The 17,518-nt window shown below is 33.4% G+C and carries 10 protein-coding genes; 5 read left to right on the forward strand and 5 right to left on the reverse strand.

Going from position 1 to position 17,518, the window contains the following annotated elements:
- The first annotated feature begins 101 nt into the window (after positions 1–101).
- The gene (locus OS191_RS09305; protein ID WP_267155417.1) at positions 102–548 is read left to right on the forward strand and encodes a hypothetical protein; all 447 of its coding nucleotides are present in this window, start codon (positions 102–104) and stop codon (positions 546–548) included.
- A 39-nt stretch (positions 549–587) separates the two neighbouring features.
- Here the strand turns inward: OS191_RS09305 and OS191_RS09310 are convergent, their stop codons facing one another.
- From OS191_RS09310 to OS191_RS09330, 5 genes are all read right to left on the reverse strand, one after another.
- Positions 588–2,561: a heavy metal translocating P-type ATPase gene (locus OS191_RS09310; protein WP_267155418.1), complete on the reverse strand. Its 1,974-nt coding sequence runs from the start codon at positions 2,559–2,561 to the stop codon at positions 588–590.
- A gap of 75 nt (positions 2,562–2,636) precedes the next feature.
- Complete coding sequence (locus OS191_RS09315) at positions 2,637–3,782, reverse strand: efflux RND transporter periplasmic adaptor subunit (RefSeq protein ID WP_267155419.1); 1,146 nt, start codon at positions 3,780–3,782, stop codon at positions 2,637–2,639.
- 3 nt (positions 3,783–3,785) lie between these two features.
- Positions 3,786–8,099, reverse strand: coding sequence for a CusA/CzcA family heavy metal efflux RND transporter (locus OS191_RS09320; protein WP_267155420.1), 4,314 nt, complete (start codon positions 8,097–8,099; stop codon positions 3,786–3,788).
- Between the two features lie 69 nt (positions 8,100–8,168).
- Positions 8,169–8,555 carry a hypothetical protein gene (locus tag OS191_RS09325; RefSeq protein WP_267155421.1) on the reverse strand — a complete coding sequence of 129 codons (387 nt, stop codon included), beginning with the start codon at positions 8,553–8,555 and terminating at the stop codon, positions 8,169–8,171.
- A 55-nt stretch (positions 8,556–8,610) separates the two neighbouring features.
- The gene (locus tag OS191_RS09330; RefSeq protein WP_267155422.1) at positions 8,611–12,045 is read right to left on the reverse strand and encodes a DUF8818 domain-containing protein; all 3,435 of its coding nucleotides are present in this window, start codon (positions 12,043–12,045) and stop codon (positions 8,611–8,613) included.
- Between the two features lie 181 nt (positions 12,046–12,226).
- Here OS191_RS09330 and OS191_RS09335 point away from each other — a divergent pair, with 181 nt between their 5' ends.
- The 4 genes from OS191_RS09335 to OS191_RS09350 all read left to right on the forward strand — a co-directional run bounded on the left by OS191_RS09335 (position 12,227) and on the right by OS191_RS09350 (position 17,350).
- Entirely contained in the window at positions 12,227–12,991 is a 765-nt protein-coding gene (locus OS191_RS09335; RefSeq protein WP_267155423.1) for an exodeoxyribonuclease III, read from the forward strand.
- A 52-nt stretch (positions 12,992–13,043) separates the two neighbouring features.
- On the forward strand, positions 13,044–14,003 hold the full coding sequence (locus OS191_RS09340; RefSeq protein WP_267155424.1) for an OmpA/MotB family protein: 960 nt from the start codon (positions 13,044–13,046) through the stop codon (positions 14,001–14,003).
- 91 nt (positions 14,004–14,094) lie between these two features.
- Entirely contained in the window at positions 14,095–16,272 is a 2,178-nt protein-coding gene (locus OS191_RS09345; RefSeq protein ID WP_267155425.1) for a tetratricopeptide repeat protein, read from the forward strand.
- 40 nt (positions 16,273–16,312) lie between these two features.
- Positions 16,313–17,350: an aldo/keto reductase gene (locus tag OS191_RS09350; RefSeq protein WP_267155426.1), complete on the forward strand. Its 1,038-nt coding sequence runs from the start codon at positions 16,313–16,315 to the stop codon at positions 17,348–17,350.
- Positions 17,351–17,518 lie beyond the last annotated feature (168 nt).

A 17,518-nucleotide genomic window follows, 5' to 3' on the forward strand; every position in this document is an offset into this window, starting at 1 on the left:
ACGCAAAAAATCTCGTTCACACGAGATTGATATACAAATATACAAAATATTTATCTGTGTTTACTTTTTGTTGTAAATTGTAGGCGAAAATTTAAATGAAAATGAATCGTATTTTATCCATTATTATTTTAACTCTAATAATTGTTTCTTGTAGCAAAAGTGACGACAATAACAATAACAATCAATACATTCCTAATGTTGCTTTTGATACGGGAAATTTAGTAAATACTAACTTACCTCAATATAGTAGTTTAAAATACGCCAACAACTCTGTTGTTTTAAACAATAATTATGGCATTAATGGGGTTGTTTTATATTTTGCCGGAGGTACAAATTACAGTGCATTTGAAATAAGTGACCCAAATCACCCTTTAAGCGATTGTTCTAAGTTAACTGTTAATGATTTAATTGCTACTTGTGATTGCGATGATGGTAATAGCTACGAAATTTTAAATGGAACTGGACGAACAGGAACTAATGGCCATTACGCCTTAAAACGTTATTATGTTGAAGTTATAGGTGACATTATTCGTGTTTACAATAATTAAAAACATTAAGCTTATCTATACAGTATTAAAAATTTAAATTTAATCCATCTTAAAACGCAATAAACGCAACGCATTTATTACCACCACAATGGTAGAGCCTTCGTGAAAAAGTACCGCCACACCAATATTGGTAAGTCCTAAAATAGTAACAGGAACCAATAAAGCAACGACACCTAAACTAATAATAATGTTTTGTTTGATAATGCGTTTAGACTCTCTGCTTAAACCAATAGCAAAAGGAAGCATTTCAATTTTATCAGACATTAAAGCAACATCGGCAGTTTCTAAAGCCACATCACTTCCAGCTGCTCCCATAGCAACACTTACAGTGCTTAAAGCCATAGCTGGAGCATCATTAACTCCATCTCCAACCATGGCTATTCTTTTATCTTCTTTTAATAGGGTTTTTACAGCTTCCACCTTGTCTTCAGGAAGTAAATTCCCCTTAGCTTCGGTTAAACCTATTTGTTTAGCAATGGTATCTCCAACATTCTGATGATCGCCAGTAAGCATCACCATCCGTTTAATGCCAATTTCTTTTAAACGTTTTAAAGTGCTTACCGCTGTTTTTCTTGGCACGTCCATAACACTTATCAGTCCAACAATTTCCTTTTTATAAGCTACAAGCATCACTGTATGACCTTGTTGTAAAAGAGTTTCCATTTTAGAGTTTACAGAATCTTCCACCAAAATTCCTTCATCTTGCATAAGTCGTGTGTTACCTATAAAAACGGCTTCATTTTTATAGATAGCTTCAATTCCTTTTCCTTGAATGGCATTTATTTCAGAAGCTTCTCCAAGATACTTAATTTGATACTGTTCTTTAATATCTTTTGTGATAGCTTTAGCTAGTGGATGATTGCTTAAGCGTTCAACTTCTAAAACCAGTTGTAAAAAATCGGTTTCACTAAAACCATTAAACGGAATCACATTGGTTAATTTTGGTTTCCCTTCAGTAAGGGTTCCTGTTTTATCGAAAGCAATAGTAGAAATAGCACCTAAATCTTCAAGAGCTTTTCCACCCTTAATCAAAACCCCTTTTTGAGCTGCTCTGGCAATCCCACTCAAGACAGCACTTGGCGTAGATATAGCCAATGCACATGGACTTGCTGCTACTAAAACGGTAATAGCTCGATACAGACTTTCATGAAAGGTCTCGTCTATAATTAAGTATGCAAAACACAAGGTAACAACCAAAATAATGACAACAGGAACGTAAATTTTCTCAAACTTTTTAGTCATCCGTTGAGTTGGCGATTTCTGAGTCTCAACTTCACTTACCATTTTTACCAAACGCGCTACTGTGGAATCTTTGCTAAGTTTTAAGACTTGAACTTCTATATGTCCATCACCATTAATAGTTCCAGTAAATGCAATATGGTTTTTATCTATGTCTTTAAAATCTGGTAAATTATCTAAACTTGGGATGGCTGTTTTATCAACCGGCATACTTTCTCCTGTAATTGGTGCTTGATTAATGCTGCTATGTCCTTTTACAACAACCCCATCTGCTGCAATTTTTGTATGTGGCTTAACAACAATAATATCGTTTATTTGTAATTCTTCAATAGGAGTTTCAACAAGTTTTCCAGCTTTATTTACTAGCGCTGTACTTGGCGATAAATCGTTTAAAGCTTCAATAGATTTGGTGGCTTTATTCATGGCATAACTCTCCAATGCATGACCTAAACTAAACAAAAACAAAAGTAAAGCACCTTCTGCCCAACTGCCAATATAAGCAGCGCCAATAGCAGCAGCAATCATTAGAAAGTCAATATCAAAACCCCCTCTGGAGATTTTTTGTGTAGCCTCAATAGTTATAAAATAGCCCCCGAAAAAATAGGCAATTATATAAATACTTAAGTGTGACCAAGCTGGGGTGGAAGTGGTTTTTTCTAAAATAAATCCGATTAGCAAAAAAACGCCACAAAATATCGAAAAATATAAATCTGTACGCTTTCCAAAAATACCACCATGATCGTGGTGATGTGTGTCTTCTTTATGTTGAGCCATTGAATTCTAAGTGTTGATTTTGGGTTGTTAAAATATACGTTTAAATGAAACTTATTTTTGCTTAATATATAAAATTTAATGACTGTGTCCGCCCTCACTGTCATTAAGTAGCATATAGGCTCCATTTATTAAGATTTTCTTGTCTTTTAATTCGGTTTGGTTTAAAATTTCAACAAAATCTTCGGTTTCAATACCTTTTTTAATTTCCACTTTTTCTAAATGATATTCTGTTTCAGTTTTATCTTTTAAAACCAATACAAAAGAATGATCTTCTACTGCAATTATAGCTTCTTTTGGTACGGCCATTTTTTTTACATAATTGACAATAATATCTGCTTCGGTAAACATACCAACAATAAATTGTGTTTGCCCTTCCTCTATATGACCGTGAACTTTTACGCGTCGGCTTTTTTCGTCGATAGTTGTACCTACCAAATGCACATCGGCTTTATAAATACTATCTGAAGCTTCTGGAATTGTAAATAATATTTCTTGGCCTTTTTTAATCTTCAAAATATCCTTCTCAAAGACTGAAAGTTCCAGATGGATATGGTCTGTATCCACAATTTCCATAATAATGTCTGAAGGCGACACATGAGAGCCATTACTTACATAGACTTTTGTAACATGCCCTTCAATTGGAGCATATAAATTAATAGTAGATGTTATGTTGCCTTGTTCTACAGAACTTGGATTAATATGAATCATTTGAAGTTTTTTACGCAGGCCATTGTATTGTGCCAAATTACTTTTATACGTGCTTTCTGCTTTTAAGAAGTTCTTTTGCGATGTAATATTTTCATCATATAAGGTTTTTTGTCTGGTAAACTCAGATTTTAAATAGCTTAATTGCTCGGCAACTTCTAAATAGTTTTGCTGAATTTCTACAAATTCCGGGTTTTCCAAAGTAACAAGTAATTGTCCTTTTGTTACTTTATCTCCAATTAACAAAGGTGTTTTAGTAACATATCCGCCAATAAAAGAAGTCACACTAGATTTATTATGAGGAGGTACATCTATTATTCCATTTGTTTTTACGCTTTGGCTAAATTCTTCTTCCGAAAGAAAACCAAAAGCCATCTTCTCGCCTTCAAACTGTTGGATTGTAATGTCTATTTCATTAGAACCTGATTGAATTTCTTCAGTAGCTTCTATGTTTTTTTCTGAATTTCCACAGGCTACTAAAACCAATGAAAATATAAGGATATATAGGTTTTTCATTTTTTATAAAATTAAATAATTGATAGCAATTACTGTTTGATTGTATGTGTTTAAATTGTCTAAATAGCTAAGTTCAATCTCTTTTGCAGTCTCTAAACTTTGTATGTACTGAAAGAAATCTATTTCACCTTCTTTAAAAGTGCGTTCGGCTGTTTTTATTATTTCTTCGGAAAGATGTTTCCCTTGAGTTTCATAATAATTAATGGCTTCTTCGTTTTGCTGAAGTTTTGCTAACAAGGATTGATATTCGGCATTTAATTTTACTCTGTAGTCCTCTTGTTGTTCTTCAATAACTTCTTGAGCAATTTTTGAAGCCTTTATTTTAGAGGCATTTCCACTAAAAAACAAAGGAATTTTTAGACCAAAGGTGTAACCAGCAAAATGTCTGTCAATGCCACTATTGCTACCTTGGAAATATTCTACGTTTAAATCTGGTAAAAGACTTTGTTTCTCTTTTTTATTTAAAGCTTGATAGTAGTTTTTAGAAAACTCGAAAGCTGCTAAACCAATATTATCTGTTGTACTAATTTGCTCTAATTCTAATTTTAAAAGAGGCTGACTGGCTATGATTAAACTATCTGTTTGAACCACTTTTTTTAGATGTTCTGTAGCTAAAACAATTTCTTGTAACACTTGTTTATAACGTGTTTCTAATTGTTTTTGTTTGGATTGAGCAGTAATCATTTCTAGATAATTGGTTTCTCCAAGTTCAAAACGTCGTTTGGCAGAAACAGCAAAATTTTCATATAAACTATCTAAAAACTTATAGACATGTGCTTTGTTTTTCACATAACTCAACTGATAATACTTGAAATAAACATCCCGTTTTAATTGTTGCAACTCAATACTGTATTGCGTTTCCTGTAACTGATGTTGCGCTTTATTTACTTTTTTATCAGCAAAATAAACTGTCGGAAATTTAAAATCTTGCGAAATACCAAACACTTTTAAAGGTTCGTTATTTTCTGCAAGATTACTTTCGTCGTAATTATAATAAATAGCTGTTTTATCAAAATTAAAAGCACTTTCAATTAAGGCATCAGCTTCATCCACTTTTAAAGAGGAAGCTTTTAAGCCCGAATTATTCTCGATGGCTAAAGAGACAGTTTCTTCAATTGTCAACGGATTTTGCTGTGCTTTCATTTGAAATGATAAAAACAAAATCATGATAGCTACCACTCCTTTTTTATTCATTTTAAGTTCTTTTTTCTGTTCTACCCATGCGTAAATTATAGGAAGAACTACTAAGGTTAATATAGTTGCGCTAACCAAACCACCAATAACAACGGTTGCTAACGGGCGTTGGACTTCGGCACCTGCATTTGTAGAAATGGCCATTGGTAAAAACCCAAGTGCAGCTGCCGATGCTGTTAACAATACGGGGCGTAAACGCTCGCTTGCACCAAGTTTTATGCGTGCTTCAATATTTGTCATACCACGAGTTTTAAGTTCTTTAAAATGTTCTATTAGTACAATGCCATTTAGAACGGCAATCCCAAAAAGAGCTATAAATCCAACACCTGCCGAAATACTAAATGGCAAGTCTCTTATCCATAATAATAGAATACCACCAACTGCCGAAAGTGGAATAGCAGAATACACCATCAACGCGTCTGTAACTGAATGGAAAGCAAAATAGAGCAGAATAAAAATAAGTACTAAGGCTACTGGCACAGCCACCATTAATCTGGCTTTTGCACTTTGTAGATTTTCAAATTGCCCACCATAAGTCATGGTATAACCTGTTGGAAGGTTTAGGTCTTTGTCGAGGATGGTTTGAATGTCGTCCACAACAGACTGCAAATCTCTATTTCTTACATTAACACCAACTACAATACGTCTTTTGGTATCATCTCTAGAAATTTGCGCCGGACCAGTTGTATAATTAATTTCAGCCAATTCACTTAAAGGAATTTTAGCCCCATTTGGTGTATCTACATATAGGTTTTTTAGGCTTTCCAGATTTTTTCTTTGATTTTCGTCTAAACGAATAACGAGATCGAAACGTTTTTCACCCTCAAAAACAGAACCTACAGTCCCACCGGCAAACCCCATAGAAATAATGTCGTTTAAATCTGAAATATTTAGACCATAACGAGCAATTTTACTTCGGTTAAAGACTACGCTCATTTGTGGTAAGCCCGCAACTTTTTCAACAATAATATCCGAGGCACCATCTACGTTTTCAATAAGGTTTTTAATCTGATTGGCTTTACTGGCTAAGATATTTAAATCTTCACCAAAAACCTTGATAGCAACATCCGCACGAACACCAGTAACCAATTCGTTAAATCTCATTTCAATAGGTTGGGTAAATTCTACCTCCATTTCGGGAATTACAGAAAGTGCTTCTTTAAATTTGTCTGCCAGTTCATTTTTACTAGAAGCAGAAACCCATTGTTTTTTAGGTTTTAACTTTATAATTACATCGCTTTCTTCCATAGACATGGGGTCTGTGGGAACTTCAGCGGCACCAATTCTACTTACTACCTGGTCGACTTCCGGAAAATTATCTAATAAAATCTGTTCGATTCTAGTGGTAATTTCTATGGTTTTAGTAAGTGAAGTTCCTGTTTTTAAAACTGGCTGAATTACAAAATCGCCTTCGTCTAAAGTTGGAACAAATTCGCCTCCCATTTTACTGAAAATCCAGAAACTTGAAGCTAATAGAATAATAGAAAGAGAAATTACCAATTTTTTATGATGTAAAGCCCAATTAATAATAGGCTGGTAGCCTTTATTTAAAGCTTTCATCAGGCGAACAGAAATATTTTTATCGCTTTGAACTGTTGGTTTTAAAAATAAAGAGGAGATAACCGGTACATAGGTTAAGCAGAATATCATAGCTCCAATTAACGCAAAACTGAAGGTCATTGCCATAGGTTTAAACATTTTCCCTTCAATACCACTAAGAGATAGAATAGGAATAAAAACGATTAAAATAATGAGTTGTCCAAAGATGGCCGAATTCATCATTTTTGAAGAGCTCTTTAAAGTAATAGCATCGATATCAGCTTGTTGGTTCTTTTTTGAAAGTGAACTAATCTTGGCACTTTGCGCTGTAATTTGAAAAGCAATAAACTCCACAATAATGACGGCTCCATCAATGATAATTCCAAAATCGATAGCTCCCAAGCTCATTAAATTGGCGTCTACTCCAAAGAGATTCATCATAGAAATAGCAAACAATAAACTCAACGGAATTACGGAGGCCACAACCAAACCAGAGCGCCAGTTTCCTAACAATAAAACCACCACAAAAATGACGATAAGCGATCCTAGGATTAAGTTTTCAGCAACCGTATACGTGGTTTTATTTATAAGTTCTGTTCTTTCTAAAAACCCATTAATATAAACACCTTCTGGCAAAGACCCTTCAATAGAAGCGATGCGCTCTTTTACGGCTTCAATAATTTTGTTGGAGTTCCCATCTTTAAGCATCATAATCTGCCCTAAGACTTTCTCGCCTTCGCCATTTCCGGTAATCGCTCCAAATCGGGTAGCAGATCCAAAGCCAACTTTTGCTACGTCTTTGATATAGATAGGAACGCCATCGTTTTTTACTACAATATTTTTAATGTCTTCCAGAGAAGTAACCAAACCTTCACCTCTAATAAAAAAAGCCTGATTGGTTTTTTCAATATAGCCACCACCGGCTACACTGTTGTTTTTTTCTAGTGCTGTGTAAATTTCAGAAACCGAAATATTCATAGCATGTAACTTTTGCGGATTGACAGCAACTTCATATTGTTTTAAAAATCCGCCCCAGGTATTTACTTCAACAACCCCTGGAATTCCCGACAGTTGTCGTTTTACAACCCAATCTTGAATGGTTCGTAAATCGGTAATAGAATACCTGTCTTTATATTCGGGTTTAACATCTAAAATGTATTGGTAAATTTCTCCCAAACCTGTAGTAATTGGTCCCATTTCGGGAGAACCAAAGCCTTCTGGGATGATTTCGGAAGCCGATTTAATTTTTTCAGCAATAAGTTGTCTTGGTAAAAACGTGCCAAAATCGTCTTCAAAAACAATGGTAACAACCGATAGACCAAATTTAGAAACCGATCGAATTTCTATAACTCCAGGTAAATTAGCCATTTCTAATTCTACGGGATAAGTAATAAATTGTTCCACATCTTGAGTGGATAAATTTCTGGAGGTGGTAATAACTTGTACCTGGTTATTGGTAATATCTGGAACAGCTCCAATAGGAATTTGGGTTAAGGAGAAAACTCCAATACCAACCACAAAAGCCATAAATAGAAGAACAATAAGTTTGTTCTTTAAACTGAATTTAATGATGTTTTCTAACATAATTCGTATGTAAATAGTGGTAAGCCATAAAAAAATAGCTTATAAAAAATAACTTAAATCACGAGTGAATTATGCGAATTTTGGAGGTTGAAAAACAGCAGGTTTTTCAAATGAAGAAGTAGATTCTTTATAAAAGAAATTACAAGGAATTTCAATAAAAGGAGGCTGTTCTAAAGTGAAATTTACATTAGGCAAAGTAAACGAAAGTGTTGTGTGAGCACAACTTTGATGGTGTTTAAAAGGCAAATCTTCATGTCCTCCATGCTCATTTTCATGCTGAAATTTATCATCGCCGTAATGTTCCACTATAAAATCGAAAAACGAATCGCCATAGGTTTCTTGGTGATATTCTGCATGCTCCATTAAAGAGCTAAGCTTTGAAAAGTCTTCAAAACCAAAGTTAAAACTCTGTATAAGAATTAAAACCGAATATGTTATGGCAACAAGTTTATGCATATAAGTTGCTAAGTTACAAAAAATAACCATTTGGTTAGCAACCAATGTTACATTACTAGAAATACGCTTTTAATTGAATACTTCCAGTATGAATAACTTTACTGGTTTCACTTTTTCTTCCTAAATAGTTGAGGTTTAAATCTAAAAATGAGGTAATTTTCTTTTGTGCTAATAAACTCCATGTATAGTTTTTACCTGGTTGCAAGCCTTCCATCATTTGGTAAGCTACCGGGGTGTTTGCACTACCTTCAAAGCTATTTGCGAAATAATTAAACTCCCCAATTATAGACATGCTTTGAAAATTTGAAAAGGAAAAGGAAGCTCCATATCTTTGTTGCTTTAAAGTTTCTAAACTACCCATGGTATTGTGTTTATTAGAATACTGATAAAACACATCAAAACGCACATTATCGTTTAATAAATAAGAGAGTTTAGGGTTGATTTTGCTTTCGTCTATATCGTAATTTTTACTGGTAAAGTTCTCACTAAAACTTTGATTGTTATTAAAACTTGTTTGAAAATTAATTAGCCAATTAGTAGCAAATTTATGATTGAAAAGTAAAATATGACTTACTAAAGCATTTTCAATAAAACCAATAGTTAAGTTGTTTTTAGAATCGTTTTTTAAGAAGGTGTAAGAGGTTGTATAATGTTGTTTTCCTCGATTAAAAAACAAGACATTTCTAAAATTTAATTGCAAGCCTAATTCGTTTTCAGGATCTCGATAAAACGGATTTAAATTAATATTACTGCCTTCCCTAGTGTTTTTGCTATCTACCAAATAAGACGTTTGATTATAGAAATAAGAGAGTGCTTTTTTAAAACCAGTAACTTCGCCAGACCATTGTTGTGGATTAATTGTAAGTGCAAGACTTAACCTATTTTGATGCGTTTTGATAAACACTTGATTTGGTAGCAATACACGAATATATTTCCCTTGATCTTGAAATTGGGCAATTTCAAATTCCTCCAATTCTTGAATACCGTTACCGTTGTAATCTATCCAAGTGTAATTTCCCTGACCCGGTTCAACTTCAACAAAAGTAAATTCTTGTTGTGGTAAGGTTCCTGAATTGGTTTCATAAACTGTATTTAAATGAAATAACTGCTTAAGGAAACGCTGACTATATTGAACTCTTGAATTTAGAGAACGTTCGTCCTCTAAAGTCTCATCTGTATTATTTAAAACCCTATAATTAGCATAAAGTGATAAATTTGTTCGTTCATTTTGAATGATTTTAGAGTCTAAATAATAGGTATTGGAACTATTTACTCTTTGTAATTGGCTATCTCTTAAACTGTCATTGACTCGATATTTATACCCAATTTCAGCAAATACCTTAGTGCTATCTCCTATTCCTGTAAAGACTTCATAGGATTTATATTTCTGACTTAATGCCGTATAAGCATCAGTCTCATTCTCCTTTTGCTGATTATCTTCCATGGCCAATCTGGTTCCAACCCAAGCGCGATTAAAACTATAAGTTAACACATTGTAGGTTCTAAAAAATGCTGAATTATTTGTTATTGATGTGGTGTTTAACATGCTTGAAAGCGACATAATCTGCCAATTATTAAGCAAAAGATTAGCTGAAACAATATGCCTATTCCCATTAAAGTTTTTGGAATAATTTAAATATTCAAACTGATAACTTGCTCGTCCTTTTTTATTATGAAATGCCTGAGCTCCAGTTTTTATAAAAGTTTGTGTTCCAAGATTGGTAGATGTATTGGCTCGAGTGGTAGTTCCTAAATTCCAATCTCTATTAAATTCGGCATTGTAAATACGTTGAATAGATCGGAAATTTTCTTGAATATAATCTACATCAGCAAAAGCTTCTAAGTTCCATAAGCTATCTCTTTTTATTATGGCTTGATTCACTTTTAATTTCCCTGCAAATCCATCGTTATTACCATCGTCTAAAGCAGAAAAGAGGTTTAAATCGTTTTTGCTTCCAGCAGCTTCAAAACTAATGACTGTTTTATCTGAGGGTTTGTAATCTCCATTTACAATAGCCATTTGCAATTTTGTAGGAGCTACTAATTGAATAATAGGTTCGTAATTCCCTTGTGGCACTCCTGCAATAGGTTCTACATATTCATAAATGGTACTTATGGCATCCACACTACTTATTACATAATTTCCAAGATTATCTCCAACCAAAGAAAAGCGAGCACTAAATAGTTCATCGTTTGGATCAATTGAAAAAACCAAAGCCTCAACACCATTAATGATTTCTTTTTTATATAAAATTCTATTTTCATTATAAGCTTCTGGCGTAATAGAAGGTGCAACCATTTTAGTTCTATCGTCTCCTGCTTCGGCTAAAATTTCAACTTGCTCTACAGATAAATTTTGTTGAAGTGGATTATTTTTAGAGTCATTTTCACTATAAACTGAAACACCAAGATTTAAGTTTTCACTTTCATATCTTCCACCTCCAAAGATTACTAAACGCGAATAATTTCGTTCACTAAATTGATAATCTACAGTGACTCGCATTTCGGAAGTTACAGGAAACGTGGAGTTAAAAATAATTTCACCTGCATTATAATCTATAATATAATCGTTGTATTCTCCTCGTTTTAAAGCTATTCCATTTACATAAACCGTTTCACTTCCTGAAACAATTAATACAAATAGTTCGTCGTTTGGCCCTTTTAATTTATATGGACCTTGATTACCTTCTTGAGCTGTAAACTGGCTGGTAGTAAACTGTCCTCGAACCAAAGCTCCAGAAGCAAATACATTGGTTTGAGAGTCCGGATGATGTAACGTAGCAGCAACAGACAACCCTTGAACACGTTTACTAAAATTCGCGAAATATGAATTCGGATTTACAAGATCAATATCTCCAGCACGAATTTTCCAATTCTCACTAAATAACTCAATAAAAACCTGATCAAACTCATCCAGACGCTGTGAATATCCACTTTCTTGTAAAGGCACGTTGGCATCTTGAATGGATGCTCTTAAAGATACTTTTTCGCTTAGTTTTCCAGTAATTTGAAGGTCTAATTCACTATTTAATACAGAGTTTTGATTATTTCCAATTATTACTCCTCGAGAAATACTTCCCGAAGTAGATAAGCCATCAAAAGGAGTGAAATTTTGCTTTTCGCTAGGTTGTGAAAGTTTATAAAGTCTGGCTAAGTTACCTGTGTTTTCAACAATAACACTATCGCTAATTTGCCTATAAGTTCTGGTTAAGTATTCTGGATATTTTAAATAGTTTACTATAATAGAATCTGTATTTATGGGCTTATTAAACCGAATAACAGCTTTTTGGTAATCGACAGTAAAATATGAATCGTCTACAAAAGAACTATCCTTTTTTTTAATGGTTAGGAAATTGGAATTTATACTAACACTATCTATTACAATAGAATCTCTTACAGCAACCGTTTTTGTTCTGTAATTAGACTCCAGATTTTGAGCAAAAGCCGAAAACCCAAAAAGTAAGAATAAAATAGCAAGTATAATCCTCATGAAGTAGTAAACTACATATCAATTAAAATATTTTGTTGATAGCTTTTGTTAAAACGTTTTTAATTTAATAGTGTAAATGTAAAGCATTATTTATTTTAGCTGAAATTAACTAGCTTATTTTAATAAAGCGAGTTATTTATTAGGTTTAATTAAAAGGGATTCTTTTACCAAAAAAGTATATATGAAAATAATTTCTTATAATGTCAATGGCATTCGCGCAGCACTTAAAAAAGGATTCATAGATTGGTTAAAAGCAGCAAATCCAGATGTTATTTGTCTGCAGGAAATTAAGGCTATGAAAGAGCAATTGGACCTTAGTCTTTTTGAAGAGGCTGGATATCCCTATCAATATTGGTTTAGTGCCCAGAAAAAGGGCTATAGCGGTGTGGCTATTTTATCTAAAACAAAACCAGACCATGTAGAATACGGTACAGGAATTGAATCCATGGATTTTGAAGGTAGAAACTTGCGTGTAGATTTTCCAGGCATTTCTATTATGAGTTTATATTTGCCTTCAGGTACAAACGATGCTCGTCTGCAACACAAGTTTGATTATATGGACATGTTTCAAGATTATATAAATAATTTAAAACTAGAAATTCCGAATCTAGTTATTTGTGGCGATTATAATATTTGTCACGAAGAAATAGATATTCACAATCCAAAAATGAAAGGAGTTTCAGGTTTTTTACCTGAAGAACGTGCTTGGATGGGACAATTTATAAACTACGATTTTATTGACGCCTTTAGATACTTACATCCTGAAAAACAAGAGTATAGCTGGTGGAGTTACCGTGCTAATTCTAGAGCAAATAACAAGGGTTGGCGATTAGATTACACCATGGTTTCAAAACCCTTACAAGAAAAGATAAAAAGAGCCGTTATACTTAGTGAAGCTGTACATAGCGACCATTGTCCGGTTTTAGTTGAAATAGAAAATAATTAATAGTTCGATTTATAAAAATGAATCCATAGAAATATAAACCCAAATTTAAAAAATGAAAAACAAATTTATAGTTTTAGCAGTTTCTACCTTGCTGGCAAGCGCTTGCGTGTCTCCAAAAGTGTATAAAGATCTTGAAAGTAAATATAGCACCTTAAAAGATGAAAACAGAGAGTTAAAAAGTGATAACGAAAGTTTGACAACTGCTAAAAATGCAACTCAAAACGAGCTAGACCAATTACAAAATGCATATAATGAAGTAATTGCAGACAGGGATAAGCTGCAAGCAGATTACAATGCTACTAAAGCGAATTTAGAAAATTTAAAAACGTCTTATGATGCTTTAGAAAAGAACAGCTCGTCTGCCATCGCAGATAATGTTCAAAAAAACAGAGAATTATTAGCACGCTTAGAGGCAAAGGAGCAAGCTTTAGAGACTGAAAATGCCCGATTAGAATCGTTAAAAAAAGAACTGGAAGCACGTTCAAATCGTGTGGCAGAATTAGAAAGTATGATTGCTGCTAAAGACGCAGCCATGACCGAGTTGAAAAATGCTATTTCAAGAGCATTAGTAGATTTTGAAGGCAAAGGACTTACAGTAGTGCAACGCGATGGAAAAGTGTATGTGTCTATGGAAAATAAATTATTATTTCAATCTGGAAGTTGGGCAGTAGGTACTGAAGGAAAAAAAGCTGTACAACAGTTAGGATCTGTGCTTGCCGTAAATCCAGATATTAATGTGTTAATTGAAGGTCATACAGATAATGTGCCATATTCTGGAAATAGTATTATGAAAGGAAATTGGGACTTGTCTACCAAACGTGCCACAGCTATTGTTGAGATTTTAAGACAAAATTCAGACATAAAGCCAGAAAACTTAACTGCAGCAGGAAGAGGTGAGTTTGCACCAATTGCAACCAATGATACCTCTGAAGGAAAAGCAAAAAACAGACGTATAGAAGTTATTCTAACTCCTAAGTTGGATGAAATTTCGAAATTACTTAACGATATCTAAATAGTCTAAACGCGATTCGAAAGAATCGCGTTTTTTAAATTTATATTTTTAAATTGCACTTAAATATCGTTAACGCTTTCCTATCTATAATATGAAACAACTTTTTTGGATTGTAATAATCTTAATTTTTATTTCTTGTGAAAACAATTCTAAGAAAGAAAGCTATGTCGATTCCAAAAAAATCATATCAGTTCATAAAGATGGTTATGTAGGCGACGAGCAATGTATGTCGTGTCATAAACAGGCTTTTGATTCTTGGAAAGATTCGGATCATGACTTAGCTATGCAAGTGGCAAATGGAGAAACAATATTAGCCGATTTTAATGATGTTGAAATCACTTTAGATGGCATAACTTATTTTTTCAGCAAAAAAGACTCTGAGTTTTTTGTTCATATTAAAGAAATTGATGGTTCGGAAAATGACTATAAAATTTCTTATGCTTTTGGAATTTATCCTTTACAACAATATCTGGTGGATTTCGAGAATGGAAAAAAGCAAGCGTTGAGAGTAACTTGGGATGTTGATAAAAAACAATGGTATCATCAATATTCAGGAGATGCTATAGATCCACACGACTGGATGCATTGGACAGAAAGTTCGCAAAACTGGAATACCATGTGCGCCGAATGCCATTCTACAAATCTTCAAAAAAATTACATCCCCGACGAAGATAGATTTAATACCACCTGGTCTTCAATAAATGTTAGCTGCGAAAGCTGCCATGGTCCTGCAGAAAAACATGTAAATTGGGCAAATAACTTACAGGACTCACTTCATAATAACAAATACATTTTAGCCGGGAATTCGCAATTTGCACAAATGAATATGTGTGCTACTTGTCACTCTAGACGAGTTAAGCTTACAGAAAACATGGTGCCTGGAACACATTTTGAAGACCAGTATTTACTTCAGAATTTGTCTCAAGAGTTTTATCATGGCGATGGGCAAATAGAAGCAGAAGATTATGTTTATGGTTCTTTCCTGCAAAGTAAAATGTATCATAACGATGTGACTTGTACTGACTGTCATAATCCACATTCTTTAAAATTAAAAGAAGTAGGTAATAAGTTATGTATGCAATGTCATGAGCCAAAATACGACCAACCTACACATCATTTTCATCCACAAAATTCAGAAGGTTCTCAATGTATTAACTGTCACATGACTGGAGTTACCTATATGGGAATAGATTATAGAAGAGATCATAGTTTTAGAGTGCCAAGACCAGACCAAAGTGTAGAATACGGTACGCCAAATGCTTGTAATACATGTCATGCAGATAAAACCAATCAATGGGCAGCCAACAAAGTTGTAGAATGGTATGGAGCAAAAAGAGAAGCTCATTTTTCTGATGCTTTATTATTAAGTAGTAGAGATTATATAAGTAAAAAAGATCGGGATGGTTTAGACCTGTTTATAAACGACTTAAATTATCCTGCTATTGCAAGGGCATCAGTTATAGACAATTTACAAATTACAGAATCCAGTCAATATCAGGCGCTTATTAAAGGTTTGGAAGATCCATCTCCTATGGTAAGATATGCTGCACTTCAAAAATTTAGAGGGTTGAGTTTAGAAGATAGAACCTCCATTGCTTTAAAACATACAAATGACACCACAAAACTGGTGAGGATTGGAGCAGCACAATTGTTGTTGGATTTAGATTTTAATACTTTAACCAATGTTGATGTTAGTAATTTAGAAAAATCGAGAGACGAATTAGAAACTATGTTATATACTAATGCAGATTTTTCCAGTGGAAGAATGCAATTAGGAGACTATTACCTTCAAACAAACGATGTTAAAACCGCAATTAAACACTATCGTGCAGCTATTAAAAAAGACAGTTTGTTTATTCCTGCCTATTCTAATCTTGCAAGTAGTTATAGTATAAACAATCAACCAGACGAAGCTTTAAAAATTTTAAATCTATTGGTCTCTAAAAGTCCGGAAACTGCCAGACCTTATTATTTACGAGCGCTTATTTACTTTGAGTTAAAACAAAATTCTTTGGCATTAGAAGATTTAAACAAAGCTATTAGTTTAGAACCAACAAATCCAAGATATCTTTATAACCTAGCTACCTATTATTATCAGAATAAGAGCTTTAATGAAAGTGAAAAAATAATCAATCAAGCTTTAAAAATAGAGGCTAATAATCCAGATTTTAAGTTTCTGTTGGCTTTAATATATCAGGAACAAGGAAAACTGGGAGCTTCCCGAAAAATAATGCAGGAACTCAATGTTCAGCCTGGAAGGTCCAATTAATTAGACAACGCTCTTTTAATTCACTTTATAAATATTCAAAATGAAATATACCAACTTGCCACATACTAATATTAAAGTGAGCAAACTTTGTTTAGGAACCATGACTTGGGGAAATCAAAATACTCAAGACGAAGGATTTGCTCAAATGGATTTAGCAACAGATAAGGGTATTAACTTTTTTGATTGTGCAGAAATGTACCCAGTTCCGGCAACAAAAGAAACCTATTCTATAACAGAACAGATAATTGGAAATTGGTTTAACAAAACGGGAAAAAGAGATCAGGTAGTTTTAGCAACAAAAATTGTGGGACCTGGAGATTATACAGCCCACATTAGAACCAATGGGTTTAGTCCCGAAGCTTTAAAAGATGCTGTTAACCAAAGCTTAAAAAGACTTCAAACCGATTATATAGATTTATACCAACTTCATTGGCCAGAACGACAAACAAACACGTTTGGAGTTAGGGATTATAAACATAATTCTAAAGATGCTTGGGAAGACAACTTCAAAGAAATTCTTCATACGTTTGATGGTATTATTAAGCAAGGTAAGGTGCGTCATATTGGAATTTCAAATGAAAAAGCTTGGGGAGCCATGCGTTATTTAGAAGAGTCTAAAGTAAATAATTTGCCACGAATGATTACTATTCAAAATGCGTACTCCTTATTAAATAGAACCTTTGAAGGAGATATGGCAGAAATTGCTATCAGAGAAAACATGGGACTTTTAGCCTACTCGCCAATGGCATGTGGTGTTTTGTCTGGTAAATATATAAAAGGTACGGATAGTAAAAATTCAAGACTTAATTTGTTTACTCGGTTTACCCGATATAGTTCGGCAGAAGCTACACAAGCAGCAAAAGCATATTTAAAAGTAGCAGAAGAACATAATATGTCCTTAGCACAAATGTCTTTGGCGTTTGTTACACAGCAACCTTTTGTAACAAGTAATATTATTGGGGCAACAAGCTTAGATCAACTTAAAGAGAATATAGATAGTATTCACATTAAAATAAATCAAGAATTGATTAATTCTATTGAAAAAATACATGCTATTTTTCCAAATCCTTCTCCATAAAGAAATTAATTCTATTAATTTTTTGTGACATCCGAAATCTACTCAATTCAACGAAGAAAAGAGTAGTTCATCTATTAAACAAATGTTAAGTCATTCGTGAAATAGTTTTTTTATAATTTAGGTTTTTAGAATCTGTCAGATTTCGAGCAATCTTATTACAATTCTAAA

The organism is Xanthomarina sp. F2636L (assembly GCF_026410195.1).
Classification (GTDB): domain Bacteria; phylum Bacteroidota; class Bacteroidia; order Flavobacteriales; family Flavobacteriaceae; genus Xanthomarina.